This window comes from Halomonas caseinilytica (genome assembly GCF_001662305.1).
In the GTDB taxonomy this organism is placed as follows: Bacteria; Pseudomonadota; Gammaproteobacteria; order Pseudomonadales; family Halomonadaceae; genus Halomonas; species Halomonas caseinilytica.
The window spans coordinates 150,056-174,986 of record NZ_BDEP01000015.1 but is presented as its reverse complement, the minus strand read 5'-3'; the positions used below and the strand labels follow the sequence as shown (position 1 = coordinate 174,986).

Sequence of the window (24,931 nt, the reverse complement as noted above, 5' to 3'; positions counted from 1 at the left end):
CCCCCGACCTTTCCGGCCGGGGGGTGCGGTACATCGCAAGCGCATGCCAGGTCGTTACACCCCGATCTCGCCACCATCTTCCCGCTGAATGACGACCGTGGAGGCGCGAGGACGTACGCTGCCTTGCGTCTCGACGGTGGCATCCTCCGTGGAAGGCCAGTTCCCGGGGTGCTGAATGTTGATGAACATCGCCGTCTTGTCCGGTGTGAAGAAGATGCCCGTCACCTCGCAACCGTTGGGCCCCACAGCAAAGCGCTTGAGTTGCGCCTGGTCGCCACCACCGATCACGGCAGCATCACCCTCGGCCTGGTTGACGTTCTGCGGTACCACCGCCAGAACCTGGTCGTTGGTGTAATCCGCCACATTGTCGTAGCCGTTGTCCGTCTCGATCCACAATATCCCCTGGCCATCGCCGCGATCATCGTAGTGCAAGCCATCGGGGCTGGCGAACTGGTTGAGCTCGGTCAGGCCGGAGAAGTTGTCGGCATCGTTGACGGCAGCACCGAAAACGAACACGGCCCAGTTGAAACGGGTCGCGTCGCTGCCTTCACGCCAGCGAATCACCTGACCGCCGCTGTTGTCGGCACGCGGGTTGGGACCATTGGTCGGCGCCGTGCCATAGCCCACGCCCAGCTCGTCGATATCGCTTCCACCATTGGTATAGGTCGCGGCCGTGCCCTCGGCGGTCCGATCGGAGTTGTTGGTCAGCGTCATGTAGACATCGCCGGAAGCCGGATCCACGGCGCCCCACTCCGGTCGGTCCATGGGCGTGGCGCCCATCATGTCGGCGGCATCGCAGGTATGAATGATCACACCGGCCAGGTCATCCGCTGCCAGCCCCAGGGCCTGTGCCAGGGTACGACCGTCCTGCGTCTTCGCCTCCGGGGTCAACGGCAACCACTCGCCGGTACCATCGGCATTGAAGCGGGCCACGTAGAGGGTGCCCTTGTCCATGTACTTGGCACCGAGCGCCAGACGATCATAGTTGGCACCGGGCCGGTTGGCATCCGCCGGGTCCCAGACGGCATCCGAGACGAACTTGTAGATGTACTCGTTGCGCGAGTCGTGACCGGAATAGAAGACGACCGGTTCACCTTCTACCAGCTTGCCCGGCCAGCAGCCTTCGTGGCGGAAACGACCCAGCGCGGTGCGCTTGACGGCACGCGCCCCGGTATAAGGATCGATCTCGACGATGTAGCCGAAGGTGCGCGGCTCATTGCGATAGTCGTCGGTGGCGGCATTTCCCCTCGGGGTGGCATTGAAGCGGGCGAACTCATCGTCCACTTCGCTCGCATCGCCGGCGGCGGTTTCCCAGCCGTAACGGCCGCGTCCCTCGGAAATTCCGATACGATTGTCATCCATTTCGCGACCGGCATCCTTGATGAAGTAACCCGGCCAGTTCTCCTCGCAGGTCAGATAAGTGCCCCAGGGCGTATAACCATTGGCACAGTTGTTGTTGGTGCCTCGGGTCCTGGTGCCATCAGGTGAATACTTGGTCTTGACGTAGTCGCTGCCGGCCACCGGACCGCTCAGTTCCATTTCGGTGGCACTGGTGAAGCGACGGTTATAAGAAGAGTTGGGGATGTGATGCCAGCGCCCCTCACCGTCTTTCTTCACCTCGACCACGGTGACACCGTGAGCATTGATCTCGGTGCGCACTTCATCGGCTGGGCGAGCCCCTTCCGCAGCATTGGTGGGGCCTCCCTGCGGCGCCCAGAGCGCGCCCTGGTCGATGTACTCATTGTTCATCGCCAGCAGGAAGTTACTGGAAGCATTGTTCTCATCGAGGGCGAAGTTGTGCATGCCATCGTGGTGCATGCCAACGCTATTGGCCTGAATCTGTGGAGTGAAGCTCAGGTCCTCGCGCCATGATGGAGCCTGGCTGTTCAGCGGCGTCCCCCAGGGAATCAGCACCTGAGCGGTGTAACCGGCCGGCACAACGACGGCATCCGTCAGGGAACCGCGAACGGCATCGAAGGCCAGCGACAACGGTGTTTTCCCGGAGCCAGGGGTCGAGGTGTCGCCATCGCTGGAATCGCAGCCGGCCAGACCGAATCCTCCCAGTACCGTCATGGCCGCCATGCCGAGTCCGCCCTGCATGACACGACGACGCGATACGTGCTTCTCGAGTACCGAAGAAAATGGCTCGTTATTGCTCGGGTTCAACAGGCGATGGTCTTCGATTTCCTTGCTCATCCAGGTCTCCTCCACGTCATTTTTTTGATGATTCCGCTTGCCATATTGCCTTGCTTTTCGACAACGGACATTTCACACGACCACGGAAGGTTGATGGCTATAGGTGACAAACAAATGACGAACAAATGGAAGAACCATCAAAGCTTTTCCAGACCATCACATTTCATGCGAATGTAACAATAAAACCGCAAAGTGCCTGGATTAAAGTAAGAAATGGAAATTCCCGCCCGAGCGCCGTGGCGGAAAAGGCTCCGATTGAACGACATTATGACCGACTCTTCACAGGAACATCGCTCTCCTTCTCATCCATCGGCCCTTCAAGATGCCTCTCCTGCGACACTGAGTGACCATGGTCATTTTCGACGGCGCTTCCTGGGACTCGGCGGCGCTCTGGCCGCCTCGGGATTGAGCGGCTGTGCCACGGGGATCTCCCGATCCGGTGCCAGCGCTCCTCGCCACGGCCTACCGGACCAGAGTGGCCCTACCCTGTTGCTCTATGCCGATGTGCTCGATGCCCATCAACCGGAATACCCGGCCACGCCCGCGACCCGTCTGGGCCCCGCCGCGGCACTGGGGAAGGCACCATGGGCCACGGGGCGGAGTCTGGAGAGCTTGTCGGGTATCACCACCGATGCCACGCGCGCCTTGACCCGACCTGCCCTCGCACAACGGCCAGTCGGAGGCAGCAGCGCCCTGGCCGCCACGCTCTGGGACTTGCGTCGCCGCCTGCCGGCAGACAGCCTCCTGACGCTGGAAAACGGGCAATGCTGGAATGGCGGCGGCCTGGGTTACCTGACCCAGGGCGACTCGGGCGTGATCCTCAGCCAATGGCTGGATGCCGACGTGCGAGTCAGCAGCGACGAGCGCCACCTCTGGCCGGATCGCATCGCGGGTCTCTACCGCCGCTTTGCGCGACCGGTCGTCGGCTGCCTGGACGACGACCGCAACCCCGAAGGCCTGGTGACCGACTTCACGCTGTTCGAGCGCGGTGGCGCACGCTTGGCTGTGGTCGGCGCCAGCGACCCCCACGCCACGGATGAGCCTCGCAACCTGGATGACTGGTTCCACGCCATCCGGACCGCCAGCCAGTCGGCACGCGAACAGGCCGACCTGGTGATCATCCTGGCCGACACCGGCAGTGGCCCGGCCCGTTGGTTGGCCGAACGGCTCGATGCCGCCGACCTGATCGTCGCCGCTCGCGGCCAGGACTTCTGGCCGACCCTGGTCGAGGTGGAAAGACACGGCGGCGACACCGTGCCACTCTGCTTTCCCGGTAGCAGGGCAATGGGAGTCTTCCAAATCGCCTGCCATGCCCGACATGGCAGGTGGCATTTCGAATCCCGCTTCGTGCTCGCCGACCCGTCGCCACGCGATGCCGACGTCGCCGCCCAACTTGCCGAACAGCAGCACCAGTTACGCACCCTGCGTGCCCCTTACAGCGACTGGCTGGACCGCCCCCTGACCATCGCGCCCGACTGGTTATGGCGACGCGACACCACCGGCGGCAGTTGGGATGCCCTGATCGTCTCGGCACTGCGCGAAAGCGCCGGCGAGCAAGCCATCGCTCTGGCGCCGGGCCTGCGCCACGACCGCCGTGTGGCACCGGGCGAGGCCATCACCCGAGATCACCTGCTGACCCTGAGTGGCGGGCACCCCGGTGCCATCACCCGCCGAGATGCCGACAACGCCGCCTTGCACGGCCTGCTCGAACGCGCGGCCGATGCCTGCTTCGGCACCCCCATGCTGCTCGATACCAGCCAGGACCTGCCACGCCTGGCCGGCATCGGCTGGCGCTGTCGTTACAGCCGCGAGACCGGACAGCGCATCGAGCTGCAAGGTCGCGTCCAGGGCCCGGTCGTGACCTGGCTACCCGAGGCTTCGTCCCAGGCTGGCCCGCCACTCTGGCAATTACTGGAGGAATACTTGTCGAGCACCGGCCTTGCCAGCTTGCCACCGCGGCCCGGCGCCGAACTCAGTTTTGTCGAGGGCCATCCCGGCTGGCATCCCGAGCAACGCCCGACCTCATGAGCGACGCCAGCCGACAGGAGCGTTCCCGGCGCTGGCTCGGCCTGCTGAGCAACATGCTGCTGGCCTGGCTCACCGCACTGGTCATCGCCGACGTGGTCGCGCTGGGCCAGCCCGCGCCGGCCGCTCGGGACAACGAGACGCCGCTGTCCTCGTCAGCGCCACTGCCGATCGTCGCCTCGCGACTCTGGCAGGCGGACCATCGCCCTGCCAGCGGACTCGACGATACCCGACTGCCCCTGAGCCTCGTCGGCAGTTTCCGTACCACCCCGCTCGGCCACAGCCTGGTGGTGGTGGCCACGCCAGGCGGCCAGGTCGCCGTCCGCCCAGGCGACATCATCATGGAAGGGGTGAGGCTGGCGGGCATCGACGAACAAGGACTGATCCTCGACAACGACGGTCGTCGCGAACGCCTGCGCGCATCTGACGACAACGACGCCAAGACCACCGGCATTCGGCTGCTGAACGCGCCTTGATGCCCCATCCGGAGCTTTTCATGACCGTCACGACGCCCACTCGACACAGCCTGTTGCCCGCCCCGGCCATACGCCTGGCCCTGCTACTGTGCATGGCGTTGCCCTCGGCCTCCCTGCAGGCCCAGACTGACCCGGCTCCGGTCTATGGCGTCAGCTTCAAGGACGTCAGCATCGCCGAGTTTGCGGCCGGCGTCGGCGACATCACGGGCACCGATTTCGTCATCGATCCCCGGGTACGCGGCACCCTCTCGGTGGAAAGCCCCAGGCCGGTCACCGCCGAGGAACTCTACGGACTTTTCCAGGACACCCTGCAGAACCACGGCTACGCCACCGTCCGGCTGCCCGACAACCGCGTGCGCATCGTGCCGGAGCAGGTGGCACGCACCCAGCCCCTGCCGGTCGGCCTGGAAGATGCCCAGGGCAACGAGATCGCCACCGACGTCCTGCACACCGAAAACCTCGAGGCCGAGGAACTGGCCGGCATCCTCGAGCCGCTCATCGATGCCAACGTCGGCACCCTGACGCCCAACCCCGGCAGTCGCTCCGTCGTCGTGACCGACTGGAAGGCCAATCTCGGTCGCCTGAAACGGCTCACCAAACGCCTTGACGGTTACCGCCAGGCCGACACCGAGGTCTTCCCGATCGCCCATGCCAATGCCAAGCACCTGGTCCAGACACTCGATGACGTGCTGGACGATAGCGGCAACACGGCCACCGTGGTCGCCGATGCCCGCGCCAATGCCGTGGTGGCTTTCGGCACTCGCCGCCAACGCCGCCAGGTCGCGACGCTGATCGAACGCCTGGATAACCCCCAGGATCACGACACCACCACGGCGGTCATTCCCCTCAGCCATGCCGATGCCGCCGATGTCGCCGATGTCCTGGGCGATCTGGCCAGCAGCGCCAGCGGATCGCGGGCGATACCGCCCCGAAATGGGAGCACAGGGAGCGAAGCCGCCGACGCTACCGAAAGCCAGGCCGGGAGCCAGTCACTGCCGGCAACGCCATCGGGCAGCGGACTCGATGGCGTTGCCTTCGCCGTACACCCCTCCAGCAACGCCCTGGTCCTGAGTGGTCCGCCCAGCGCCCTCGAGGGCTATCGAGAACTCGTCTCGCGCCTCGACACGCGCCGCGCCCAGGTAGCGGTCGAAGCGATCATTGCCGAAATCACCGAAAGCCGCGCCAAGGAGCTCGGCGTGCAATGGCTGTTCGGCGATATCAGCGGCGAAGGCACTGTCCCGGCAGGTGGCGTCAACTTCGCGTCCGCCTCGTCCCCGGGCATCAACCAGATCGCCGCCGCGGCGGCCAGCCAGGACGCCTCAGCCCTGGGTTCCCTGCTCGGTAACCTCAACGGCATCACCACCGGCGTGGGGCAACTCTCCTCGGGCGGCATCAGTTTTGCGATGCTGCTCAATGCCCTGCGCAGCGATACCCAGACAAACCTGTTGTCGACACCTTCGCTGACGACCCTGGACAACGAGGAAGCCTCGATCCTGGTCGGCCAGGAAGTCCCCTTCGTCACCGGCTCCACCACCGTCGATAACACCAATCCCTTCCAGACCATTCAGCGCGAGGATGTCGGCGTCAAGCTGAACATCCGCCCCACCATCGGTGCCGACGGCAGCATTCGGCTGGCAATCGTCCAGGAAGTCTCCTCCATCGACGAAGGGGTCGAAGCCAGCGACGTGGTCACCAACAAGCGTGAGATCGAGACCACCGTGCTGACCCAGAACGGCGGCATCATCGTCCTGGGTGGCTTGATCAGCGACGAGAATGCCAATGCCGAACAGAAAGTGCCGCTGCTGGGCGACATTCCCGGCGTCGGCCGCCTCTTCCGTTACGACCGCGATACCCAGGACAAGCGCAACCTGATGGTCTTTATCCGCGCCCGCGTGCTGCGTGATGCCCCGCAGACCCAGCAGATGGCCCGCCAGCAGTACTCGAGAATGCGACAACACATGCTCAGGGCGAACCTGCCGAGCGATCAGGCCCTGCCGGAACTGCCCCCGGCCTCCACCACGCCGGTGTCAGGGTCCTCGACGTCCGGCAACAGCCTGCAGGCGCTGTATCCATCGGCGCGCAGCCGCCTGGGGAGCCTGGCGCAATGAACGCTCCGCAGACCGAGACCACCGCTCGTCTCATGCCGTATCGACTGGCCCAGCGCAGCGGCGTGGCCATCGACTGGCAGGCCGAGGGGTACCACCTGCTGGCCCGACTCGACGCCGACCCCTTGATTCTCCAGGAGCTGCGTCGCAGCCACGGCCCTCCGGCAGCGATCGAATGGCTCGACAGCGAGGCCTACACCGGCCGCCTGGGGCGTCTCTACGATGCCCAGCGCGAGACCAACAACCGCCTGATCGAGGGGCTCGCCGAACACGTCGACCTCGACGGCCTGATGCAGGAGTTGCCGCACACCGAAGACCTGATGGATGCCGAAAGCGAGGCCCCGGTAATCCGGCTGATCAATGGCATCTTTTCCGAGGCGCTGCGCCTGAGTGCCTCGGATATCCACGTCGAACCCTTCGAGCGCGAGCTGATCGTGCGCCTGAGGGTCGACGGCGCCATGCGCGAGATTCTCTCCCCACCACGTGTGCTGGCTCCGATGCTGATCTCGCGCATCAAGGTCATGGCCGGGCTCGACATCGCCGAAAAGCGCCAGCCCCAGGATGGCCGCATCACCGTGCGTGCCGCCGGACGCCCGGTGGACATTCGCGTCTCGACCCTGCCCGGCATTCACGGCGAGCGAGTCGTGATGCGCCTGCTCGACAAGCAGGCCGCCCAATTGTCGCTCGATGGCATCGGCATGCCGCCCGCGACCCTCGCCGCCTATCGCCGCGCCCTGGCGCGGCCCAATGGCATCCTGCTCAACACCGGTCCCACCGGCTCGGGCAAGACCACCACCCTCTACGCCAGCCTGACCGCACTCAACGATCGCCGGCGCAACATTCTCACCGTCGAGGATCCGGTGGAGTACGCCCTGCCCGGCATTGGCCAGACGCCGGTCAACCCGCATGCCGGCGTCACCTTCGCCCGCGGGCTGCGCGCCATTTTGCGCCAGGATCCCGATGTCATCATGATCGGCGAGATCCGCGACCTGGAAACCGCCGCGACCGCCGTGCAATCGAGCCTGACGGGCCACCTCGTGCTCTCGACGCTGCACACCAACAGTGCCCTCGGCGCCATCGCCCGACTGCGCGACATGGGCATAGAGCCCTTCCTGCTGGCCACCAGCCTCAAGGGCGTCATGGCGCAACGCCTGGTCCGTCGACTGTGCCCCGACTGCCGCCGCTGGCGCTCCCCCACTGACGCCGAGTGCCGACAGTTCCAGGGGCTCGAAACCCTCGCCCGCCTTGCCGAACCGGGCGGCTGCGACGCCTGCGACCAGACCGGCTACCGAGGACGCCTGGGGCTCTACGAGTTCATCGCCATCGACGACACCCTGGCCGCCATGATCCACGACGGCGCCAGCGAAGCCGAGCTGGCCCGCCAGGCCTTCCAGCAGGCCGGATCGCTGGCCGATGCGGCCCTGGAACGCCTCACCGATGGCGACACCAGCCTCGAGGAGGTACTGCGTGCCATCCACCAATGACATCTTCACCACCGGAGCCTTCACCGCCGATCGGAGGAGCGCCCGCTGATGCCGACCTATCGCTACCTGGCGCTGGATGCCGAGGGACGCCGCCGGCGCGACGTCATCCAGGCCGAGAACGAGCCCCATGCCCGCGAGCTGCTTTCCGACAGGGGCCTGTTTGCCCGTCGCCTGCAAGAAGTGCGGGGGGCTCGACAACGCCGGCGAGGCCAGCGTCTCGATACCGAACGCCTGACGCTGCTGACGCGTCAGTTGGCCACCCTGATCGATGCCGGCATTCCTGTCGGCCAGGCCCTAGAGGCACTCGCCACTCAGGCCGACCGCGAAACGGCACGCGTGTTGCTGCTCTCGCTGGTCAACCGGATTCGCGAGGGGTACAGCCTGGCCGACAGCCTCAAGGCGCACCCGGCCAGCTTCGACCCGCTCTACGTGGCCCTGGTCGCCGCGGGAGAGCGCGCCGGCCAGTTGCCTCAGGTGCTCGAGCGCCTGGCGGATCATCTCGAACGCAGTCAGCGGCAACGCCAGAAGGCCAAGGGCGCGCTGATCTATCCGCTGGTTCTGATACTGGTCTCGGTCGGCGTGGTCAGCGGCCTGATGACCTATGTCGTACCGCGCCTCGCCGCCCAGTTCGAGCGCTCCGACATGACCCTGCCGTGGCTGACCAGCACCCTGATCGCCCTGGCCGACCTCATGCAGCGTGCCGGCCCCTGGCTGCTGGTCGTCCTGCTGATCGTCGGCCCGATCGTCGCCCGAGCCTTGCGCCGCCCCGCCATCCGCCTGAGCGTCGACCGCCGCCTGCTGAGGCTGCCGCGCCTGGGCGAGCTCCTGCTGCTGCTCGACAGCGCCCGCCTGACGCGCACCCTGGCGATTCTCACCCTGAGCGGCATCCCGCTGGTCGATGCCTTGCGGGTCAGCCGCGACACCCTGGCCAATGCCTGCCTGCGCCAGCATCTCGGCGAGGTCGAGGACGCCGTCACCAGCGGGATCAGCCTGCATCGCGCCCTGGCCGACACCGGACGCTTCTCCCCGACCCTACTGCACATGGTCGCCAGCGGCGAATCCAGCGGCCGCCTCGGCGAGATGCTGGAGCGCATCGCCACGACCCAGGAAAGCACCTTCTCGCGACGCATCGACATGGCGCTGGCGCTCTTCGAGCCCCTGATCATTCTGGTCATGGGCGGCGTCGTTCTCACCATCGTCCTGGCCATCCTGCTGCCGATCATGAGTCTCAACAGCGCCATGGCGATCTAGTCAGACATCGTTCCACCACCCACCCGGAGGCATCCCATGACACCGTCACGCCATTCCCCCAACGCCCAGGCCGGCTTCACCCTGCTCGAGATCATGGTCGTGATCTTCATCCTCGGTCTGCTGGTCGCCATCGTCGCGCCCAATGTGCTCAGCAACCAGGACAAGGCCATGCAACAGAAAGCCAAGGCCGATATCGCCACCCTGGAACAGGCCCTCGACATGTACCGGCTCGACAACCACCGCTACCCCACAACCGACCAGGGGCTCCAAGCGCTGGTCGAGGCACCTCGCCAGGAACCGCTGCCGACCAACTACCGACAGGAAAGCTATGTGCGTCGACTGCCGGACGATCCCTGGGGCCATCCCTACGACTACCGCAGCCCCGGCGAACACGGCCGCTTCGATGTCTTCAGCCTGGGCGCCGACCGAAAGCCCGGGGGCGAAGGCAACGATGCCGATATCGGCAACTGGATGCTCTAAGCCCGAGGAGGACATCGCTCTTGAGTCCGGTTGCCATGCACCAGCGCCCGTCACGGCATTGCCAGGCCGGCGACCAGTCGGGCTTCAGCCTGCTGGAAGTGTTGATCGTGATGACGATCATTGCCGCGCTGACCGGGCTCAGCGTGGCCTGGCTGGAAGGCGGTAGCGAACCGAGCCTCGACAGCGCCCGGGAGCGGCTGCGCATCGACCTCGAACGGGCTGCCATCCAGGCCATGGAACAGCAACGAGCCATCGGCCTGCGGCCCAGCGACACGGGATACGCGTTCGTGACCCGCGAACCGGGCGACACCACCTGGCAGCGTCTCGAGACGCCGTCACTGCCGCCAAGACGCTGGCAGCTCGACATCGCCCTGCGGCGTCATCCCGTCTCTCCCATCTCTCCCGCGACCCCCTGGCTCATCTGGTGGCCGGATGGCGAGGTACTGGGTGGTCGCCTCGAGCTGAGCGCAGACGAGCGACACCGCCACCTGGTCATCGACCTGCTGGGGATACGCGACGCCACGGCGGGAGAGACGACGCACGCCACGGAACGCGACAATGGCTGAGTCCCGCAACGCTGACGGCTTCACGCTGCTCGAGGTCATGGTGGCACTGTTCATCCTGGCGCTGATCGCCGCCATGGTCAGTCAGGCCGTGCATCAGCGAACCCGCACGGCTCAGCTGGAACGCGAGCGATTGCCGCTGGTGATGTGCGCCCGCGCCCTGAACAACGAGTTCCGTCTCGCCGGCTACTGGCCGAGCGTGGGCACCCATGAAGGACGGCGGCACTTGACCGGCAATGACTGCCATTGGCGCCTGGAAGTGGTCAGCACGCCGGTCAAGCAGTTGCGCCGCGGCACTCTGAGCGTGGCCAGCGAGCCCTTGCCGGCGCCGCACAGCCTCGACTTCACGGTGTTCCTGGCGCCATGAGCGTGAATCGGCCCATGAACGAGCATCGCCAGGCCGGCTTCACGCTGCTCGAGGTGGTCATCGCCATCGCCCTGACGGCCCTGATCGGCGTCGCCGTGGCGGGGCTGGTCAATGGCCTGGTCAGCACCGAGGAACGCTTCGCCACCCCGCCCGACGAGCGCCAGGACATGCGCTTCGCCCGCCGTCTGGAAGACCGCCTCCAGGCCCTGGTGAGCCGCTCCCTGCATGAAGGCGGGCAACCACTGCTCAACCATCGACTCGACTACCGCCCCGAACCGGGCGTGCTGGAATGGGTCGCGCTGGTCGGCGAGCCCGTCGCGCTGGGCGACCGCGTCAGTCGCTTGCGCCGCCAGCGCCTGAGCTGGGATCTCGAGCGCGGCGAGCTGCAACTGGCCTCCGCCGGTCTGCTCGATGCCCTGAACACGCCGCAGTGGCAGAGGGAGGCCCGGCTGACCGGCATCGAGACCGTCGAGATCGCCTTTCATGAACATGGTCAGTGGCGTCAGACGCCGACCACCGCCAACGCTCGGACGGTACGTGGACTGCGCTTGCGCTGGCAGCGTCATGGCCGAGAACACGACGTCATCGTGCGACTGCCGGAGGTTCAACCATGAAGCGCCGGTTCCCCGCCACGACACGACAGGACGGCGCCGCCCTGCTGATGGTGCTGCTGTGCCTGGCACTGATCAGCCTGACCCTGACGAGCCTGAGCGAACAGGGCTCCCGAGACCTGGCCCGCCTGAGCGAGCTGCAGGCGCAGACCCAGGCCGACTTCTATGCGCAAGGCGCCGAGGTGATCGCCCGCCGAGCCTTGACCGACGCTGCCGTACGCCAGGCGGGCCTGTGGTGGCAAAGCCTGAGCGGGCGCTCGCTGTCCTACCCCACCGATCATGGCCAGATTCACCTCAACGTCGAGGACCTGCGCGGCTGCCTCAATCTCAATGCGCTAGCCGGCGATACGGCGCTGGCCGCACGCCAGTTGACCTATTACCTCGATCAACAGGGACGCTCCGTGGCAGGGCTTTCGACCCGTGCCTTCCTTTCCCGATTGATTGACTGGATAGACCCCGACGGCGTGGCCCGCTCCGGCAGCCTCGACGGTCCCGACTACGCCGATGACGTCCGTCCCGGCCTCGGGCCACGCACCGCCGCCAATGCCCCCCTCACCGACATCAGCGAGGTCAACTGGCTGGCACCGCTCGACAGCCGCCGCGCGCGGCACCTGCCGGCAGGACTCTGTGCCTACCCGGATACCGGCCCCATAACCCTCAATCTCAACAGCCTGTCCGCCGAACGGATCGCCTTGCTCGATGCCTTGCTCGAGGGCCAAGTTCCACGTGGCCGGCTCGAGCGCCTGCTGAGATCGCGCCCCGCGGCCGGCTACCAGGGCATCGATGCCGTGCGCCGCGCCCTGGGCAATCCCGACGACTTCGACGAACTCGCCCGTCGCCTGACCCTGACGCCGGACCTGCTGCGCCTGCATATCCGGGTCGAGATAGGCGACCGCCAGTACCGCTATGTGCGACTGCTCCAAGCCGAAGGGGTGAGCCCCTGGCAACCCCGGGCCCCCGCCGCCCGGGTCCGGGTCCTGCAGCGCCATCGCGGTGACGCTCTTCCTCCTCCTTTCCCGACACCTGCACCCGAGGAGTCTTCATGATAGCGATGCCGAGACGACTCCCTCGCATTCAACGCGGCCGCCAGTTGCCCCGGCCCCGGTTGCTGCTGATGCCCCCCGGCGCGACCCAGGATCCTGAGGGCCCCTGGTACTGGACCCTGGTCGACGAGATGACACCACCGACAGGCGGCCACTGGACACCGGGCGAGCCCTTGAGTGATGCCATGACATCGGCCGGTCACGACCCGGTTCTAGTGCTGCCACCGGCCTCGGTCACCCGATTCGAGCTCACCGCGCCCAAAGGCATCAAGCGAGACGAGTGGCCATTGCTGGTTGACCGGCACCGCTGCGACCCGGGCAATGACGAGCCTCTGGTTCTGGAACGACTCGGCCATCGCCAGGGTCGCCTGATACTGGTCGGCGTCTCGCGCTCGCTACTGCACGGCTGGCAGACCACGCTGGCCCGAGCCGGACTGGCCCCCATGGCCTGGGCGCCGGCCTTCCTGGGACAGCCCGATCCCCCCGAGCATGCCATCTGTGCGCTACCGGCCGGTGACGACTGGATGCTGCGCTGGCATGACACCGCACAGGACAAGACGCCGGGACGCTGCCATTGGCTGACCTGGCCACGCCAGGCGCCTTTGCCCCCGCCCCTGACCAAACGCGAGTGGTACCAGCCCCTCGACGACGAAGACACCCTGGCCTGGCTGGCGTTCCTCGGTCGTCACCTGCCCCATCGCTTGCCACGCCTCGCACCGCAGTCGGGCCGGGGCAGATCCAGCCGTCGTCTGCCGATCTCGCTCGCAGGCGCGAGGGCCTGGCTGCCGCTGCGCCGCTGTGGACTGATCGTGGCACTGCTCCTGCTGCATGGCCGGCTCGTCGCCTGGCAAGGCCAGCAATCCACCCGTGAAGCGGCCGAGCGGCAATTGTCTGCCCGCTTCATATCAACGCCCGCCAGTGCGGACGACGCCAGCCGGCGCCTGGCAGAACGGACCTCGGCCCTGGCCGACCTGGCCCAACGCCGCGCTCACATCGAGCAACGGCTGGCCGCCCTGAGTGACCTGCCCAACCAAGCCTGGCTGCAACAGCTTGAGGTCTCGGGCCAACGGATGCGCCTGAGCTGGTCCTCGGAGGCGCTGAGCGCAACCGAACGGGAGGCCCTGCGCTCCCGGCTCGCCGGCTTGGGGCAACTCACCGATACGCCGACGCAACTGACCCTGGAACTCGACCTGTCCGCTACCGAACAAGGGGGACAAACACCATGAGTGCGTTGATATCCCTGCTCTCGCCACTGCAACAGGCCTGGCTGTCTCGCGAACCCAGGGAGCGCCGGACCCTGGCCATCGGCGCCGGCATCATTGTTCTGCTGCTCGGCTATCTGGCCATCTCGCGGCTGGGCGCTATCGACATTACCGACGCTGCTCCACCGCCGGCGGCCGCCTCCCGTCTTCCGGCCATCCAGCCACTGGCGCAGGAACGCTGGCTGGCCGCCGCCGAACGCCACGGCATCGACGCGCCGCGCTTGGAATCGCAAGCCCATGGCCTGCACCTTCAGGGGCGAGTGCCACAGCCACAGACCATCACGACCTTCGCCCGCTGGGCGGCGCAGCATGGCTGGTGGACCACCGAATGGTCGCTGGCACGGGAATCGGACGGCGGCCTGGCGCTGGAGATGACCCTGGTGGCGGAGCTCGAGCGCCAGCCCATCGCCAAACAGGATGAGGCCACGCCATGAAGCGCTACATCGGCCGGGCGGCCCAGGCCATCCTCATCATCGGCATTTTCTGTCTGACCCTACTGCTCACCCTGCCGCTCAGCGCCCTGTCAGGCCTCATCGCGGCCAACCTCCCCGAGGGAGTCGACCTGGAAGAGCCGCGCGGTCGGCTGCTGGATGGCCGGGCCACGGCGCTGATCGTCGAGCCCCGCCCCGGCTGGCCCCTGAGATTCGAACCGCTGAACTGGCACCTGGGACTGGATGGCTGGCGCCCTGAACTGCACCTGGGCATCGGCGACGGCTGGGCGCTCGACGCGCGACTGGAGGGTCTGAGCGTGGCCTGGCGGCTCGAGGGAGGGGATCTCGCGGCCCTCGATACCTCAGCGCTGCCGGTGGGCTCCGGCATCGGCCTCGACGGCAGGCTGGAAGGACAATTGGAGGGCCGGATGGGCCCGGGCGGTTGCCTGGCAGCCGAAGGGCAGCTCACCGGCCCCTCCCTGCAATTGAAGGCCCCCGAGATCGTTCCCCTGGAACGGGCGACCTTGAGCCTCGCCTGCGCCCAGGGCCAGGATGCGTGGCACTTCACGCTCGGCGAGCCAGAAGATGCGCGGCTGCGTGCGACTCACTCGCTGCTTGGCGGTCATGGTGAACTGAACGCCCGGCTTCCGGCCGATCATCCCTTGCTCACCTACTGGCGACTGCTCGACCCGAGCGTGACGCCCGGCGAGCAATCGCGTCAGTGGTAGGCGGCATCCTCGCGGTGCATCATCGCCGTGTCGACCAGCCGGCGCGCCTCGGCGAGGCGCACCACGCTACCCACGATGATCAGGCAGGGCGACGGCAGCGGATGGGCGGCAAGCCGTTCGGACATGTCGGCCAGGGTGCCGACGAGCGCCTCCTGCCCGGGCAGGCTGGCATTGGCAACCAGTATGATCGGCCAGTCGTCGGGCAGCCCGGCGCCGCGCAGGCCGTTGCAGATGGCCTCGACGCGGGACAGTCCCATGTAGAACACCAGGGTTTCGTCGCGGCGTGCCAGGGCGGACCAGTCCGGCTCGCCCCCTTCGCGACACTGCTGGGCGGTGATCAGGCGAAGCTGCTGGGCATGGCCGCGATCGGTGAGCGGAATGCCCATGCTCGCGCAGGCCGCCGAGGCAGCGGTGATACCAGGCACGATCTCGCTGTCGACCCCCGCGGCATCCAGCGCGGCCAGTTCCTCGCCCATGCGCCCGAAGATGCCGGGGTCGCCACCCTTCAGCCTGATGACCCGCTTGCCCTCGCCGGCCAGGCGCACCATCAGCGCACCGATCTCGGCCTGGGCGACACTGTGCTGCCCCCGCGCCTTGCCCACGTAGTAGCGCTCGCGTCCGGCGGGAATCAGAGACAGAATCTCGTCGCCCACCAGGCGATCGTAGACCACGGCATCGGCGTCGCGCAGCAGGCGGGCGGCCTTGAGAGTCAGAAGTTCGACATCGCCGCTGCCGGCACCAACCAGAAACACCCGGCCGGTCCGGCAACCATGACGACGCCCCGCAGCATTGTACGCATCGCGCCACGGGCGCCAGGACTCCCACCATGAGAGGGCCACACGCGCCAGCGAATCCACGGGGCGCAGGATGCCCTCAAGCCGGCTCGACATCAGGGACGGGATGAGACGCATGGGCCCTCTCCTCTTCGATGAGTGATTTCAGTTCGGGAATGCAGCTACCACACTGGGTGCCACAGGCCAGTCGGGCGCCCAGTGCCTCGACGCTGGTATCGCCCTCGCGGATCGCCGAGGTGATGGCGCCCTGGCCGACCTGATGACAACTGCACACCAGGGGGCCATCGTCGGCGGCGCCGTCCTCGCAGGCGGCCAGGATGCGGCGCCGCTGGCCCACTTCCAGGGCGATGCCCTCGGCGGCTTCGGCGAAGCGTTCATCGAGCCAGGCCAGTCCCGGCAGTTCGGCCGGCGGACCGACCATCAACCACCAGCGCAGGCACCCCGCCTCGATGCCCGCGGCACGCAGCCGACCGTCGGCCGGATCATCGCACCACAGCGAGGCCGCCACCGGCAGGATCTCGGCCAGCCAGGCCAGCCAGTCGCGCTCGGCGGCGGCAGGGGCGCCGGCCAGTTGCCAGCGTTCGGCATGGGCCATGGGAATCCGCGCCCAGTAGCCGGTCTCCCGGTACACCCGCGCGCCCACGTCGAGATCGGCGGCGACCACCAGGGTGGCCTCCCAGGCGCTGGGTAATGCCGCCAGGGCCACGGCGCCGTGCTTCGACTCGGGCTGACCGGACAGCGGATCGACATGCGACGCCAGCAGTGCACCGGCCAGCGCCGAGGCGCTGAAACGATCGCTCCAGTGGATGGGTACGAACAGTTCGCCGCGCCGCTGCGCCGGCGAGATGCGAACCCGCCCCCGGTAGTCACCACCCTCGCCCTCGAGTCGCGCCAGCCCCTGATCGGTCAGGCCCAGCTCACGGGCGTCCTCGGGATGCACCTCGATGAAGGGCTCGCTACGGTGGTTCATCAGCCGTGGCGCCCGAGCGGTGCGCGTCATGGTGTGCCACTGGTCGCGCACCCGACCAGTGTTGAGGCGAAAGCGGCGGTGCTCGCCGAGGGCCTGGACGGGGCCGTGTGGTGACACTGGCACCAGCCGAGCCCGGCCATCGGGCGTGGCAAAATGACCGTCCTCGAACAGGCGTGGTGTTCCCCGCGGCGCCTGGCGCGTTACCGGCCACTGGATCGGTGCCAGGGTGTCATAGCCCTGGCGGTCGAGCTCGGCCAGCGCCGAGATATCGAAGCAGCGCCGCCCGTCGCCCTCGTTCTCGAAGCCGGACAGGCGCGCATGTTCGACGAAGATATCGGCCGGATGCGCATAGTCGAAGGCCTCGCCGAAGCCCAGGCGTCGCGCCACTTCGCTGATGATCCACCAGTCATGACGGGCCTCGCCCGGTGGCGCCATCAGGCCGCGCTGGCGCGAGATGCGGCGCTCGGAGTTGGTCACGGTGCCGTCCTTTTCCGACCAGCCGGAGGCCGGCAGCACGATGTCGGCCACCTCCAGCAGATCGGTATCGGCCATGCACTCCGAGACGATCACCAGCGGACAGTGGGCCAGCGCCGCGCGTACGCGACGAGCGTCGGGCAAGCTGACCGTGGGATTGGTGGCCATGATCCACACCGCCCGGATCTCGCCGCGCTCGATGGCCTCGAACAGCGCCACCGCCTTGTGCCCCGGCCCTTCCGGGAGATGCGGGACGAGCGAGTCGGTGCTCCAGAAGCGCGTCACCCGCTCCAGGGCGCCGGGGCTATGGTAATCCATATGGGCGGCTAGCTGGTTGGCCAAGCCGCCCACTTCGCGCCCTCCCATGGCATTGGGCTGGCCGGTGATGGAGAAGGGACCGGCGCCGGGCAGGCCGATCTTGCCGCCTGCCAGGTGGCAATTGATAATCGCCTGGCACTTGTCGGTACCACTGCTCGACTGGTTGATGCCCTGGGAATACAGCGTCACCACGTGGAGCTGGCTGGCGAACCAGTAGAAGAAGGTCTCCAGGCGCTCGGGGTCGACATCGCAGTCGGCGGCGATGGCCTCGACCGAGACATCGTCCTGACGGGCCTCGGCCAGGGCTTCCTCCACCCCGCGCGTGTGGCGTTCCAGATAGACGCGATCGAGCTTGCCCCGCTCGGCCATCCAGGCCAACAGCCCGGTGAACAGGCGAGCATCGCTGCCGGGACGCACGCCCAGATAGAGATCGGCCAGCTCGCAGGTGTCGGTGATGCGCGGATCGATCACCACCACTCGCAGCAAGGGGTTGCGCGTCTTGGCGACGCGCAGGCGCTGGAACAACACCGGGTGATTCCAGGCCAGGTTCGAGCCCGCCAGCACCACCAGCTCGGCATCCTCCAGGTCCTCGTAGTTGCAGGGTACGGCATCGGCCCCCAGCGAGCGCTTGTAGGCGGCCACCGCCGAGGCCATGCAAAGCCGCGAGTTGGTATCCAGATGCGGCGTGCCGAGAAAACCCTTGAACAGCTTGTTGGCGACGTAATAGTCCTCGGTGAGCAATTGCCCGGAGAGATAGCCGGCCAGGGCTTCTGGGCCGTGCTCGCGCTGCGTCTCGGCCAGGCGCTCGGCCACGGCGTCCAGGGCCGTGTCCCAGTCGACCTCGGCACCATCCAGCCGCGGGCGCGTGAGTCGCCCCCGGTCACCGAGCGTCTCGTGCAGTGCCGAGCCCTTGACGCACAAACGGCCATGATTGGCCGGATGCTCGACATCGCCCTCGACGGCGATGATCCGCCCATCGTGCATCTCGGCACGCACGCCACAACCGACCCCGCAATAAGGGCATGTGGTGCGTGCGTCTTGCGTTGAGGCCCTGGACATGACGCTATCCTCCCGTCGTGGACGACTGCCGAAACGACGACGCCCACCGCCTCACGGCAACCGAAGCTGCGGAGAAGCGGTGGGCGTCTTTGCCGATGAACGGATCACCCTTGATCCATCCTGGTCACCGGTTATCTAGCAAGCCCCGTGCCAGGAATGCCCAACCCCCGGAATACCGCGTGCCGCGACGATCTCGCCGCCGGCGGACAGCAGCTCGCCGCACAGCTCGGGCGCATCTCGCCACCCCGCCCGCACCGACTCGGTGCAACACCCGCCCGCCACACTTCCTGCCCATGCCATCGGGCCAACACTTTGCCGGCGTTCACCAGGAGTTCCAGCAACTGGAACGCATCTTGCAACCGATCGGGAAACGCCCCTATGCAACGAGCTACGCCACCATGCCTCAGCCCTTGAAAGTCCTTCTGGTCGACGACGAGATCGTGCGGGCCGCCATGGTCGAGGAAGCCCTCGCCAACGAGGGCCACGAGGTCATCTGTCGCCTGCAGGCCCCGACGAGCCTCAACGAGATGGTCGCCCGCCATCAACCCGATGTAGTGATCATCGACATGGAATCCCCCGACCGCGACACCCTCGACAGCATGTCGCTGCTCAACCGCGAGAACCCGCGTCCGGTGGTGTTCTTCGCCGACCAGCATGACCCCGAGACCATGCAGGCCGCGCTCAAGTCCGGCGTCAGCGCCTATGTGGTGGACGGTCTGGTACCGGGCCGGGTCAAGGCGGTCATGGAAGTCGCCATCGCCCGCTTCGAATCCTTCCAGTCGATGCGCCGCGAACTGGACCAGGCCCGCACCCAACTGGCCGAACGCAAACGCATCGAACGCGCCAAGGGCCTGTTGATGAAGCATCAGGACTGTGACGAACCCCAGGCCTATCGCATGCTGCGCAAGCTGGCCATGGACCGCGGTCAGCGTATCGGCGACGTGGCCAACAACGTGATCGACATCCTCGAACAACTGGAGAAGGGACGATGAACGCGCCCGAACTCGAACGACTGACGCTGGGATTCATCCCCCTGCTCGACGCCGCCCTGCCGATCATCGCCCGCGAGGCCGGCTTCTTCGCCGACGAAGGGCTCGAAGTCGCCCTATCGCGCGAAAATGCCTGGTCGACACTGCGCGACAAGGTCGCCTCCGGCCTGCTCGACGGTGCCCACATGCTCTCGCCCCTGCCATTGGCCATGAGCCTCGGCCTGTCGCGCGCTCCCTGCGAGACCCTGGCGCCGTTCATCCTCGGTCGTGGCGGCAACACCATCGTGCTGTCGCGGCACTGGTCCGAGGGCATGAACGATATCGGCGAGGAGCACGATCCGCGCGACAATGCCCGCCGCTTCGCCGCCCGACTGCACACCCACCGCGGCGAGCCGCCCAGGCTGGCGATGGTCTATCCCTACTCCTGCCAGCACTATCAACTGCGCGAATGGCTGGCCGGTGCCGATATCGACATCGATCGACAGGTGACGCTGGGAGCCCTGCCCCCGCCACGTATGGTCGAGGCGCTGGAAAACGGCGAGATCGACGGGTTCTGCGTCGGCGAGCCCTGGGGCAGCCTGGCCCGGCATCGCGACGTCGGGCGTATCGTCGCCAGCGGCGCCCAGCTATGGCCGGCGCACCCCGAGAAGGTCCTGGGCGTGACCGCCTCCTGGGCGCTGCGCTATCCCACTACCCTGGCGGCAATGATCCGTGCGCTGCACAAGGCCAGCCAGTGGCTCGGCGCCTCGCCGGAACATGCCCGACGTGCCCAGAGCTGGCTGGTGCTGCCGCCTTACCTGGATCACAGCGTCGCGCATCTCGAGAGCCTGGCGCCCGATGCTCCGCCGGCCTGGCAGAGCCTCGTCGGCGGCCCCCGCCCGACCGCCGAGATCATGTCCCATGTGGCCGAGCACCTCGACCAGCACATGCGAAAACACGGTCGCCTGCTCGACATGCGCACCCTCTCGACCTGCTACAGCCCCGCGCATTTCGATGCCGCCACGCACCAATGACGTGCACGGGACACGACAGGTAACAGCTGAACAGCCTCCTCGATGCGGCCTAACCAAATGATATAAAAGCACTATCAAGAAAATGGCGTAGAACTTGAAAGACGCTTGAGCGAACAACGCCGATCCGCGAGCTCCTTTGCCACGGACCGGCCCCCGGCGATCAACGGCGATCGCCACGCTTTCGGACAAAGACGTCTCAGCGCCCCCGATGCCGGGGAGCGCGGAGACGTCTTTTTGCGTTTTCAGGAGGTTGCGATATGCGACCCAATGCCACCATCAGCACCGACGACCGAGCTCCCATCGATCACCTGGTGATCGTCGGCAACGGCATGGCCGCCCACCGCCTGGTCGCGACACTCTGCGACAAGCCCCGGGCGCCCCGCCGGATCACCGTCATCGGCGAGGAAACCAGCCACGCCTACAACCGTATCCTGCTGTCGCCCTGGCTGGCCGGCGAAATGCAGCGCGATGCCCTGCGCCTGCCCGAGCACGCCGCGACCACACAGACCGGCACACGCATCGAGACCCGGCTCGGCGAGCGCGTCACCGCCATCGACCGCGAAGCACGCCGGGTGACCACCGACCGGGGTGCGAGCCTCGACTACGACCGACTGGTGCTGGCTACCGGCTCGCGTTCCGCCATGCCGCCGGTGCCCGGCGTGACCCTTGATGGCGTGCATGGGTTCCGCGACCTGGGCGACGCCGAGGCCCTGGCCCAGGCCGCTCGACACGGCGGCCGCGCCGTGGTCATCGGCGGCGGCCTGCTCGGCCTGGAAGCTGCCGAGGGGCTGCGCAAGCGCGGCATGCGGGTTCGGGTGATCCAGCGCAGCGCGCGCCTGATGAACCGCCAGCTCGACGCCACCGCCGCAGGGCTGTTGCGCGTTGAACTCGAGGCGCGAGGCCTGGAAGTGATCACCGACGGCCACTTGAGCGCGCTGGAAGACAACGGCCAGGGCCGAGTGCGTACCGTGATTCTCGCCGATGGCACCCGGCTGGCCGCCGATCATGTGGTGATCGCCACCGGCATCACCCCCAACGTCGAGCCGGGGCGTGCCGCCGGGCTCGACTGCGACCGTGCCATCCGCGTCGATGAGTGGCTGACCACTTCGGACGCCGCCATTCATGCCCTGGGCGAATGCTGTCAGTTCGGCTCGAGCACCTTCGGACTGGTGGAACCGATCTGGCAGCAGGTCGAGGTGCTCGCCGCCCGCCTGGCCGGCGAGGCCGGCCCCGGCTATCGCGATCGCCCGACCGCCACCAAGCTCAAGATCAGCGGCGTGTCGCTGTACGCCTTCGGGCCCATCGAGGCCACGCCAGAGCATGATGTGCTCACCTACCACGATCCCGAACAGGGCGAATATCGCCGCCTGCTGCTGCGCGATGGTCGCATCGACGGCGCCGTACTCTACGGCGATACCGCCATGGGCCCCTGGCTGTTCGACCGCTCCCGGGACGGCATGCGCTTCGGCACCGCGCGTCGCACCCTGCTGCTCGGCCAGGCCGATACCGAGGCCCTGCTCGACGACGAAGCAGGCGCCCCACATGTCACCGACACCCTCGACCAGGAGGCCGCATGAAGGCATCGAACGCCACTCCCCAGAACCTGATCATCGTCGGCAACGGCATGGTCGGCCATCATCTCGTCGAACAGCTCATCGAACGCGGCGCCCATCGGCACTACCGAATTCGGGTATTCGGCGAAGAGCGCCACCTGGCCTATGACCGGGTGCATCTTTCCGAGTACTTCAATGGTCGTGATGCCGACGATCTGGCGCTTTCGACCGCTGACTACTACGCCGAGCACGGCATCGAACTGCACCTGCACGAAGCGGTCACCGACATCGACCGGAACACCCGGGAGCTGGTCACGCCCCAGGGGCGTTATGCGTACGATCGCCTGGTGCTGGCCACCGGCTCCTACCCTTTCGTGCCGCCGATTCCCGGCGGTGACCGTGACGGTTGCCTGGTCTACCGGACTCTGGACGACCTCGACGCCATCCGCGAGGCGGCACGCTCGGCCACCACCGGCGTGGTGGTCGGCGGCGGCCTGCTGGGCCTGGAAGCCGCCAATGCCCTGCGCGGACTCGACCTGGACACCGCCGTGGTGGAATTCGCGCCGCGCCTGATGCCCATGCAGGTCGATCACGAAGGCGGCGAGCTGCTGCGCGAGAAGATCGAGGCGCTGGGCGTGCAGGTACTGACCGACCGGGCGACCCAGCACATCGAGAATGGCGACACCAGCCGACACCGCATGGTGTTCCAGGACGACAAGCGGCTGGAGACCGACCTGATCGTCTTCTCGGCGGGCATTCGTCCGAGGGACGAACTGGCCCGCCATGCCGGCCTGGCGATGGGCGAGCGCGGCGGCGTGGTCATCGATGACCGCTGCCAGACCAGCGATCCGTCGATTCTCGCCGTCGGCGAGGTTGCCCTCTGGCAAGGCAGCATCTTCGGCCTGGTGGCGCCGGGTTACCAGATGGCCAAGGCCGCCGCCGACACCCTGTGCGGTGGCGAGCTAACCTTCGAGGGTGCCGACATGAGCACCAAGCTGAAACTGCTCGGCGTCGACGTCGGCGCCATCGGCGATGCCCACGGCGACCGCTCGCCGGGTGCCCGCCAGTTCCGCTACTTCGACCAGCTCAAGCAGGTATACCGCAAGCTGGTCGTCTCCAGCGACGGCAAGAAGCTGCTCGGCGCCATGCTGGTCGGCGATAACGCCACCTACGACACCCTGATGCAGTACTACGCCAATGGCCTTGAATTGCCGGCGGATCCCGCCTCGCTGATCCTGCCCAATGTCGAAGGCGCCCCCGCCCTGGGGCCCGACGCCCTGCCCGACACGGCCTCGATCTGCTCCTGCCATAACGTTACCAAGGGCGCGATCTGCGAGGCCATCGACGCCGGCTGCGACGATCTCGGTGCGGTCAAGGCCGCCACCAAGGCAAGTACCGGCTGCGGTGGCTGTGCCGCCCTGCTCAAGAGCGTGGTCGACAGCGAGCTGGAGGCGCGCGGCGTCGAGGTCGACCAGTCGATCTGCGAGCACTTCGCCCATACCCGCCAGGCGCTCTATTCGATCGTGCGCGTCGAGGGCATCAAGACCTTCGGCGAGCTGATCGAAAAGCACGGCCATGGCCTGGGCTGCGACATCTGCAAGCCGGCGGTGGCCTCGATCCTGGCCTCCTGCTTCAACGAGCCGATCACCGACGCCGCCCACGTGCCCCTGCAAGACACCAATGACACCTTCATGGCCAATATGCAGAAGAACGGCACCTATTCGGTAGTACCGCGCATTCCCGGCGGCGAGATCACGCCGAGCAAGCTGCGCGTGCTGGGCGAGGTCGGCGAGAAATACGGCCTGTACACCAAGATCACCGGCGGTCAGCGCGTCGATCTCTTCGGCGCTCGACTCGAGCAATTACCCGACATCTGGGCCGAATTGATCGAGGCCGGCTTCGAGACCGGCCATGCCTACGGCAAGGCCACCCGCACGGTGAAATCCTGCGTGGGCAGCACCTGGTGCCGCTACGGCGTGCAGGACAGCGTGGGCATGGCGATCCGCCTAGAGAATCGCTACAAGGGGCTGCGTTCGCCGCATAAGCTCAAGTTCGCCGTTTCCGGCTGCACCCGGGAGTGCGCCGAGGCGCAGAGCAAGGACGTCGGCGTGATCGCCACCGAGCACGGCTGGAACCTCTATGTTTGCGGCAACGGCGGCATGCGTCCGCGCCATGCCGAGCTGTTCGCCACTGACCTCGACGACGACACCCTGATCCGTTACATCGACCGTTTCCTGATGTTCTACGTGCGTACCGCCGATCGGCTGCAGCGCACGTCGGTATGGCGCGAAAACCTCGAAGGCGGGCTCGACTATCTCAAGGAAGTCGTGATCGACGACAGCCTGGGGCTCGGCGATGAACTCGAGCGCCAGATGCAGACGGTGATCGACAACTACGAGTGCGAGTGGGCCGGCGCGCTTTCCGACCCCGAGAAACTCAAGCGCTTCCGCAGCTTCGTCAACGACGAACGGCCGGACCCGGACATCATCGTGACCGAGGAGCGTGGCCAGCTCAGACCCGCCTGAACAGCGCTTTCGCTATGGTTGGTTCCCGTACCAACGAGGGGCGCCGGGGACAGGTCGAAGAGGAGGTCCTACGCCATGAATCGCGTAGGTAGCGCCCAGGGATGGGTTCACAGCGCCTCCTCGAAGACCTGTCGACGGATCAGCCCCGAGAGAGCAAGTCGACGCCGGCCGCTCAGGCCCGCAAATCCTGGCCACCGGCCTGTCTCCTGAACAA

20 protein-coding genes are annotated in these 24,931 nt (G+C 67.0%); 17 read left to right on the top strand and 3 right to left on the bottom strand.

From position 1 onward, the window contains the following. Positions 1-54: 54 nt before the first annotated feature. Positions 55-2,196 (bottom strand): PhoX family protein, encoded by a 2,142-nt coding sequence (locus A9O65_RS09535; protein WP_064701991.1) that lies wholly within the window; start codon positions 2,194-2,196, stop codon positions 55-57. A gap of 267 nt (positions 2,197-2,463) precedes the next feature. On the opposite strand from A9O65_RS09535, the gene A9O65_RS17360 reads away from it, so the two are divergent. The 13 genes from A9O65_RS17360 to A9O65_RS09470 are packed head-to-tail and all read left to right on the top strand — an operon-like array spanning position 2,464 to position 15,022. Beyond that, positions 2,464-4,224 carry a bifunctional UDP-sugar hydrolase/5'-nucleotidase gene (locus A9O65_RS17360; RefSeq protein ID WP_175473450.1) on the top strand — a complete coding sequence of 587 codons (1,761 nt, stop codon included), beginning with the start codon at positions 2,464-2,466 and terminating at the stop codon, positions 4,222-4,224. Beyond that, positions 4,221-4,697 (top strand): type II secretion system protein N, encoded by a 477-nt coding sequence (locus A9O65_RS17355; protein WP_064698002.1) that lies wholly within the window; start codon positions 4,221-4,223, stop codon positions 4,695-4,697. The genes A9O65_RS17360 and A9O65_RS17355 overlap by 4 nt, the downstream gene beginning before the upstream one ends. 20 nt (positions 4,698-4,717) lie before the next feature. Then, complete coding sequence (gene gspD / locus A9O65_RS09520; RefSeq protein WP_064701990.1) at positions 4,718-6,805, top strand: type II secretion system secretin GspD; 2,088 nt, start codon at positions 4,718-4,720, stop codon at positions 6,803-6,805. Continuing rightward, positions 6,802-8,286 (top strand): GspE/PulE family protein, encoded by a 1,485-nt coding sequence (locus tag A9O65_RS09515; RefSeq protein WP_064698000.1) that lies wholly within the window; start codon positions 6,802-6,804, stop codon positions 8,284-8,286. Before gspD ends, A9O65_RS09515 begins: the two co-directional genes overlap by 4 nt. A gap of 48 nt (positions 8,287-8,334) precedes the next feature. Then, positions 8,335-9,537, top strand: a complete 1,203-nt coding sequence (gspF, locus tag A9O65_RS09510; protein WP_064697999.1) for a type II secretion system inner membrane protein GspF — start codon at positions 8,335-8,337, stop codon at positions 9,535-9,537. A gap of 36 nt (positions 9,538-9,573) precedes the next feature. Beyond that, positions 9,574-10,017, top strand: coding sequence for a type II secretion system major pseudopilin GspG (gspG, locus tag A9O65_RS09505; protein ID WP_064701989.1), 444 nt, complete (start codon positions 9,574-9,576; stop codon positions 10,015-10,017). Between the two features lie 20 nt (positions 10,018-10,037). Next, entirely contained in the window at positions 10,038-10,583 is a 546-nt protein-coding gene (locus A9O65_RS09500; RefSeq protein ID WP_139180646.1) for a prepilin-type N-terminal cleavage/methylation domain-containing protein, read from the top strand. Further along, on the top strand, positions 10,576-10,947 hold the full coding sequence (gene gspI, locus A9O65_RS09495; RefSeq protein ID WP_064701987.1) for a type II secretion system minor pseudopilin GspI: 372 nt from the start codon (positions 10,576-10,578) through the stop codon (positions 10,945-10,947). The genes A9O65_RS09500 and gspI overlap by 8 nt, the downstream gene beginning before the upstream one ends. Positions 10,948-10,961: 14 nt before the next feature. Continuing rightward, a complete protein-coding gene (locus A9O65_RS09490; protein ID WP_064697995.1) occupies positions 10,962-11,561 on the top strand; it encodes a PulJ/GspJ family protein in 600 nt (199 codons plus the stop codon). Further along, on the top strand, positions 11,558-12,604 hold the full coding sequence (gene gspK / locus A9O65_RS09485; RefSeq protein WP_064701986.1) for a type II secretion system minor pseudopilin GspK: 1,047 nt from the start codon (positions 11,558-11,560) through the stop codon (positions 12,602-12,604). The genes A9O65_RS09490 and gspK overlap by 4 nt, the downstream gene beginning before the upstream one ends. Continuing rightward, positions 12,601-13,827 carry a hypothetical protein gene (locus A9O65_RS09480; protein ID WP_064701985.1) on the top strand — a complete coding sequence of 409 codons (1,227 nt, stop codon included), beginning with the start codon at positions 12,601-12,603 and terminating at the stop codon, positions 13,825-13,827. The genes gspK and A9O65_RS09480 overlap by 4 nt, the downstream gene beginning before the upstream one ends. Continuing rightward, on the top strand, positions 13,824-14,297 hold the full coding sequence (locus A9O65_RS09475; RefSeq protein ID WP_064701984.1) for a type II secretion system protein M: 474 nt from the start codon (positions 13,824-13,826) through the stop codon (positions 14,295-14,297). Before A9O65_RS09480 ends, A9O65_RS09475 begins: the two co-directional genes overlap by 4 nt. Continuing rightward, positions 14,294-15,022 carry a hypothetical protein gene (locus A9O65_RS09470; protein WP_064701983.1) on the top strand — a complete coding sequence of 243 codons (729 nt, stop codon included), beginning with the start codon at positions 14,294-14,296 and terminating at the stop codon, positions 15,020-15,022. Before A9O65_RS09475 ends, A9O65_RS09470 begins: the two co-directional genes overlap by 4 nt. On the opposite strand, the gene cobA is transcribed toward A9O65_RS09470, so the two are convergent. After that, positions 15,013-15,933 carry a uroporphyrinogen-III C-methyltransferase gene (gene cobA / locus A9O65_RS09465; RefSeq protein WP_064701982.1) on the bottom strand — a complete coding sequence of 307 codons (921 nt, stop codon included), beginning with the start codon at positions 15,931-15,933 and terminating at the stop codon, positions 15,013-15,015. The two genes, A9O65_RS09470 and cobA, sit on opposite strands and share 10 nt — an antisense overlap. Beyond that, positions 15,896-18,637 (bottom strand): nitrate reductase, encoded by a 2,742-nt coding sequence (locus A9O65_RS09460; RefSeq protein WP_064701981.1) that lies wholly within the window; start codon positions 18,635-18,637, stop codon positions 15,896-15,898. Before A9O65_RS09460 ends, cobA begins: the two co-directional genes overlap by 38 nt. A gap of 398 nt (positions 18,638-19,035) precedes the next feature. On the opposite strand from A9O65_RS09460, the gene A9O65_RS09455 reads away from it, so the two are divergent. The 4 genes from A9O65_RS09455 to nirB all read left to right on the top strand — a co-directional run bounded on the left by A9O65_RS09455 (position 19,036) and on the right by nirB (position 24,717). Beyond that, a complete protein-coding gene (locus A9O65_RS09455) occupies positions 19,036-19,629 on the top strand; it encodes an ANTAR domain-containing response regulator (protein WP_064697988.1) in 594 nt (197 codons plus the stop codon). After that, complete coding sequence (locus A9O65_RS09450; protein WP_064701980.1) at positions 19,626-20,639, top strand: CmpA/NrtA family ABC transporter substrate-binding protein; 1,014 nt, start codon at positions 19,626-19,628, stop codon at positions 20,637-20,639. Before A9O65_RS09455 ends, A9O65_RS09450 begins: the two co-directional genes overlap by 4 nt. 257 nt (positions 20,640-20,896) lie before the next feature. Next, entirely contained in the window at positions 20,897-22,216 is a 1,320-nt protein-coding gene (locus A9O65_RS09445; RefSeq protein WP_064701979.1) for an NAD(P)/FAD-dependent oxidoreductase, read from the top strand. Continuing rightward, the gene (gene nirB / locus A9O65_RS09440; RefSeq protein ID WP_064697985.1) at positions 22,213-24,717 is read left to right on the top strand and encodes a nitrite reductase large subunit NirB; all 2,505 of its coding nucleotides are present in this window, start codon (positions 22,213-22,215) and stop codon (positions 24,715-24,717) included. The genes A9O65_RS09445 and nirB overlap by 4 nt, the downstream gene beginning before the upstream one ends. Positions 24,718-24,931: the final 214 nt, after the last annotated feature.

Bases quoted from the DNA above. Each gene is read 5' to 3' on its own strand.
- A9O65_RS09535 (WP_064701991.1), bottom strand. From the start codon at position 2,196: ATGAGCAAGGAAATCGAAGACCATCGCCTGTTGAACCCGAGCAATAAC.
- A9O65_RS17360 (WP_175473450.1), top strand. From the start codon at position 2,464: ATGACCGACTCTTCACAGGAACATCGCTCTCCTTCTCATCCATCGGCC.
- A9O65_RS17355 (WP_064698002.1), top strand. From the start codon at position 4,221: ATGAGCGACGCCAGCCGACAGGAGCGTTCCCGGCGCTGGCTCGGCCTG.
- gspD (WP_064701990.1), top strand. From the start codon at position 4,718: ATGACCGTCACGACGCCCACTCGACACAGCCTGTTGCCCGCCCCGGCC.
- A9O65_RS09515 (WP_064698000.1), top strand. From the start codon at position 6,802: ATGAACGCTCCGCAGACCGAGACCACCGCTCGTCTCATGCCGTATCGA.
- gspF (WP_064697999.1), top strand. From the start codon at position 8,335: ATGCCGACCTATCGCTACCTGGCGCTGGATGCCGAGGGACGCCGCCGG.
- gspG (WP_064701989.1), top strand. From the start codon at position 9,574: ATGACACCGTCACGCCATTCCCCCAACGCCCAGGCCGGCTTCACCCTG.
- gspI (WP_064701987.1), top strand. From the start codon at position 10,576: ATGGCTGAGTCCCGCAACGCTGACGGCTTCACGCTGCTCGAGGTCATG.
- A9O65_RS09490 (WP_064697995.1), top strand. From the start codon at position 10,962: ATGAACGAGCATCGCCAGGCCGGCTTCACGCTGCTCGAGGTGGTCATC.
- gspK (WP_064701986.1), top strand. From the start codon at position 11,558: ATGAAGCGCCGGTTCCCCGCCACGACACGACAGGACGGCGCCGCCCTG.
- A9O65_RS09480 (WP_064701985.1), top strand. From the start codon at position 12,601: ATGATAGCGATGCCGAGACGACTCCCTCGCATTCAACGCGGCCGCCAG.
- A9O65_RS09475 (WP_064701984.1), top strand. From the start codon at position 13,824: ATGAGTGCGTTGATATCCCTGCTCTCGCCACTGCAACAGGCCTGGCTG.
- A9O65_RS09470 (WP_064701983.1), top strand. From the start codon at position 14,294: ATGAAGCGCTACATCGGCCGGGCGGCCCAGGCCATCCTCATCATCGGC.
- cobA (WP_064701982.1), bottom strand. From the start codon at position 15,933: ATGCGTCTCATCCCGTCCCTGATGTCGAGCCGGCTTGAGGGCATCCTG.
- A9O65_RS09460 (WP_064701981.1), bottom strand. From the start codon at position 18,637: ATGTCCAGGGCCTCAACGCAAGACGCACGCACCACATGCCCTTATTGC.
- A9O65_RS09455 (WP_064697988.1), top strand. From the start codon at position 19,036: ATGCCTCAGCCCTTGAAAGTCCTTCTGGTCGACGACGAGATCGTGCGG.
- A9O65_RS09450 (WP_064701980.1), top strand. From the start codon at position 19,626: ATGAACGCGCCCGAACTCGAACGACTGACGCTGGGATTCATCCCCCTG.
- A9O65_RS09445 (WP_064701979.1), top strand. From the start codon at position 20,897: ATGCGACCCAATGCCACCATCAGCACCGACGACCGAGCTCCCATCGAT.
- nirB (WP_064697985.1), top strand. From the start codon at position 22,213: ATGAAGGCATCGAACGCCACTCCCCAGAACCTGATCATCGTCGGCAAC.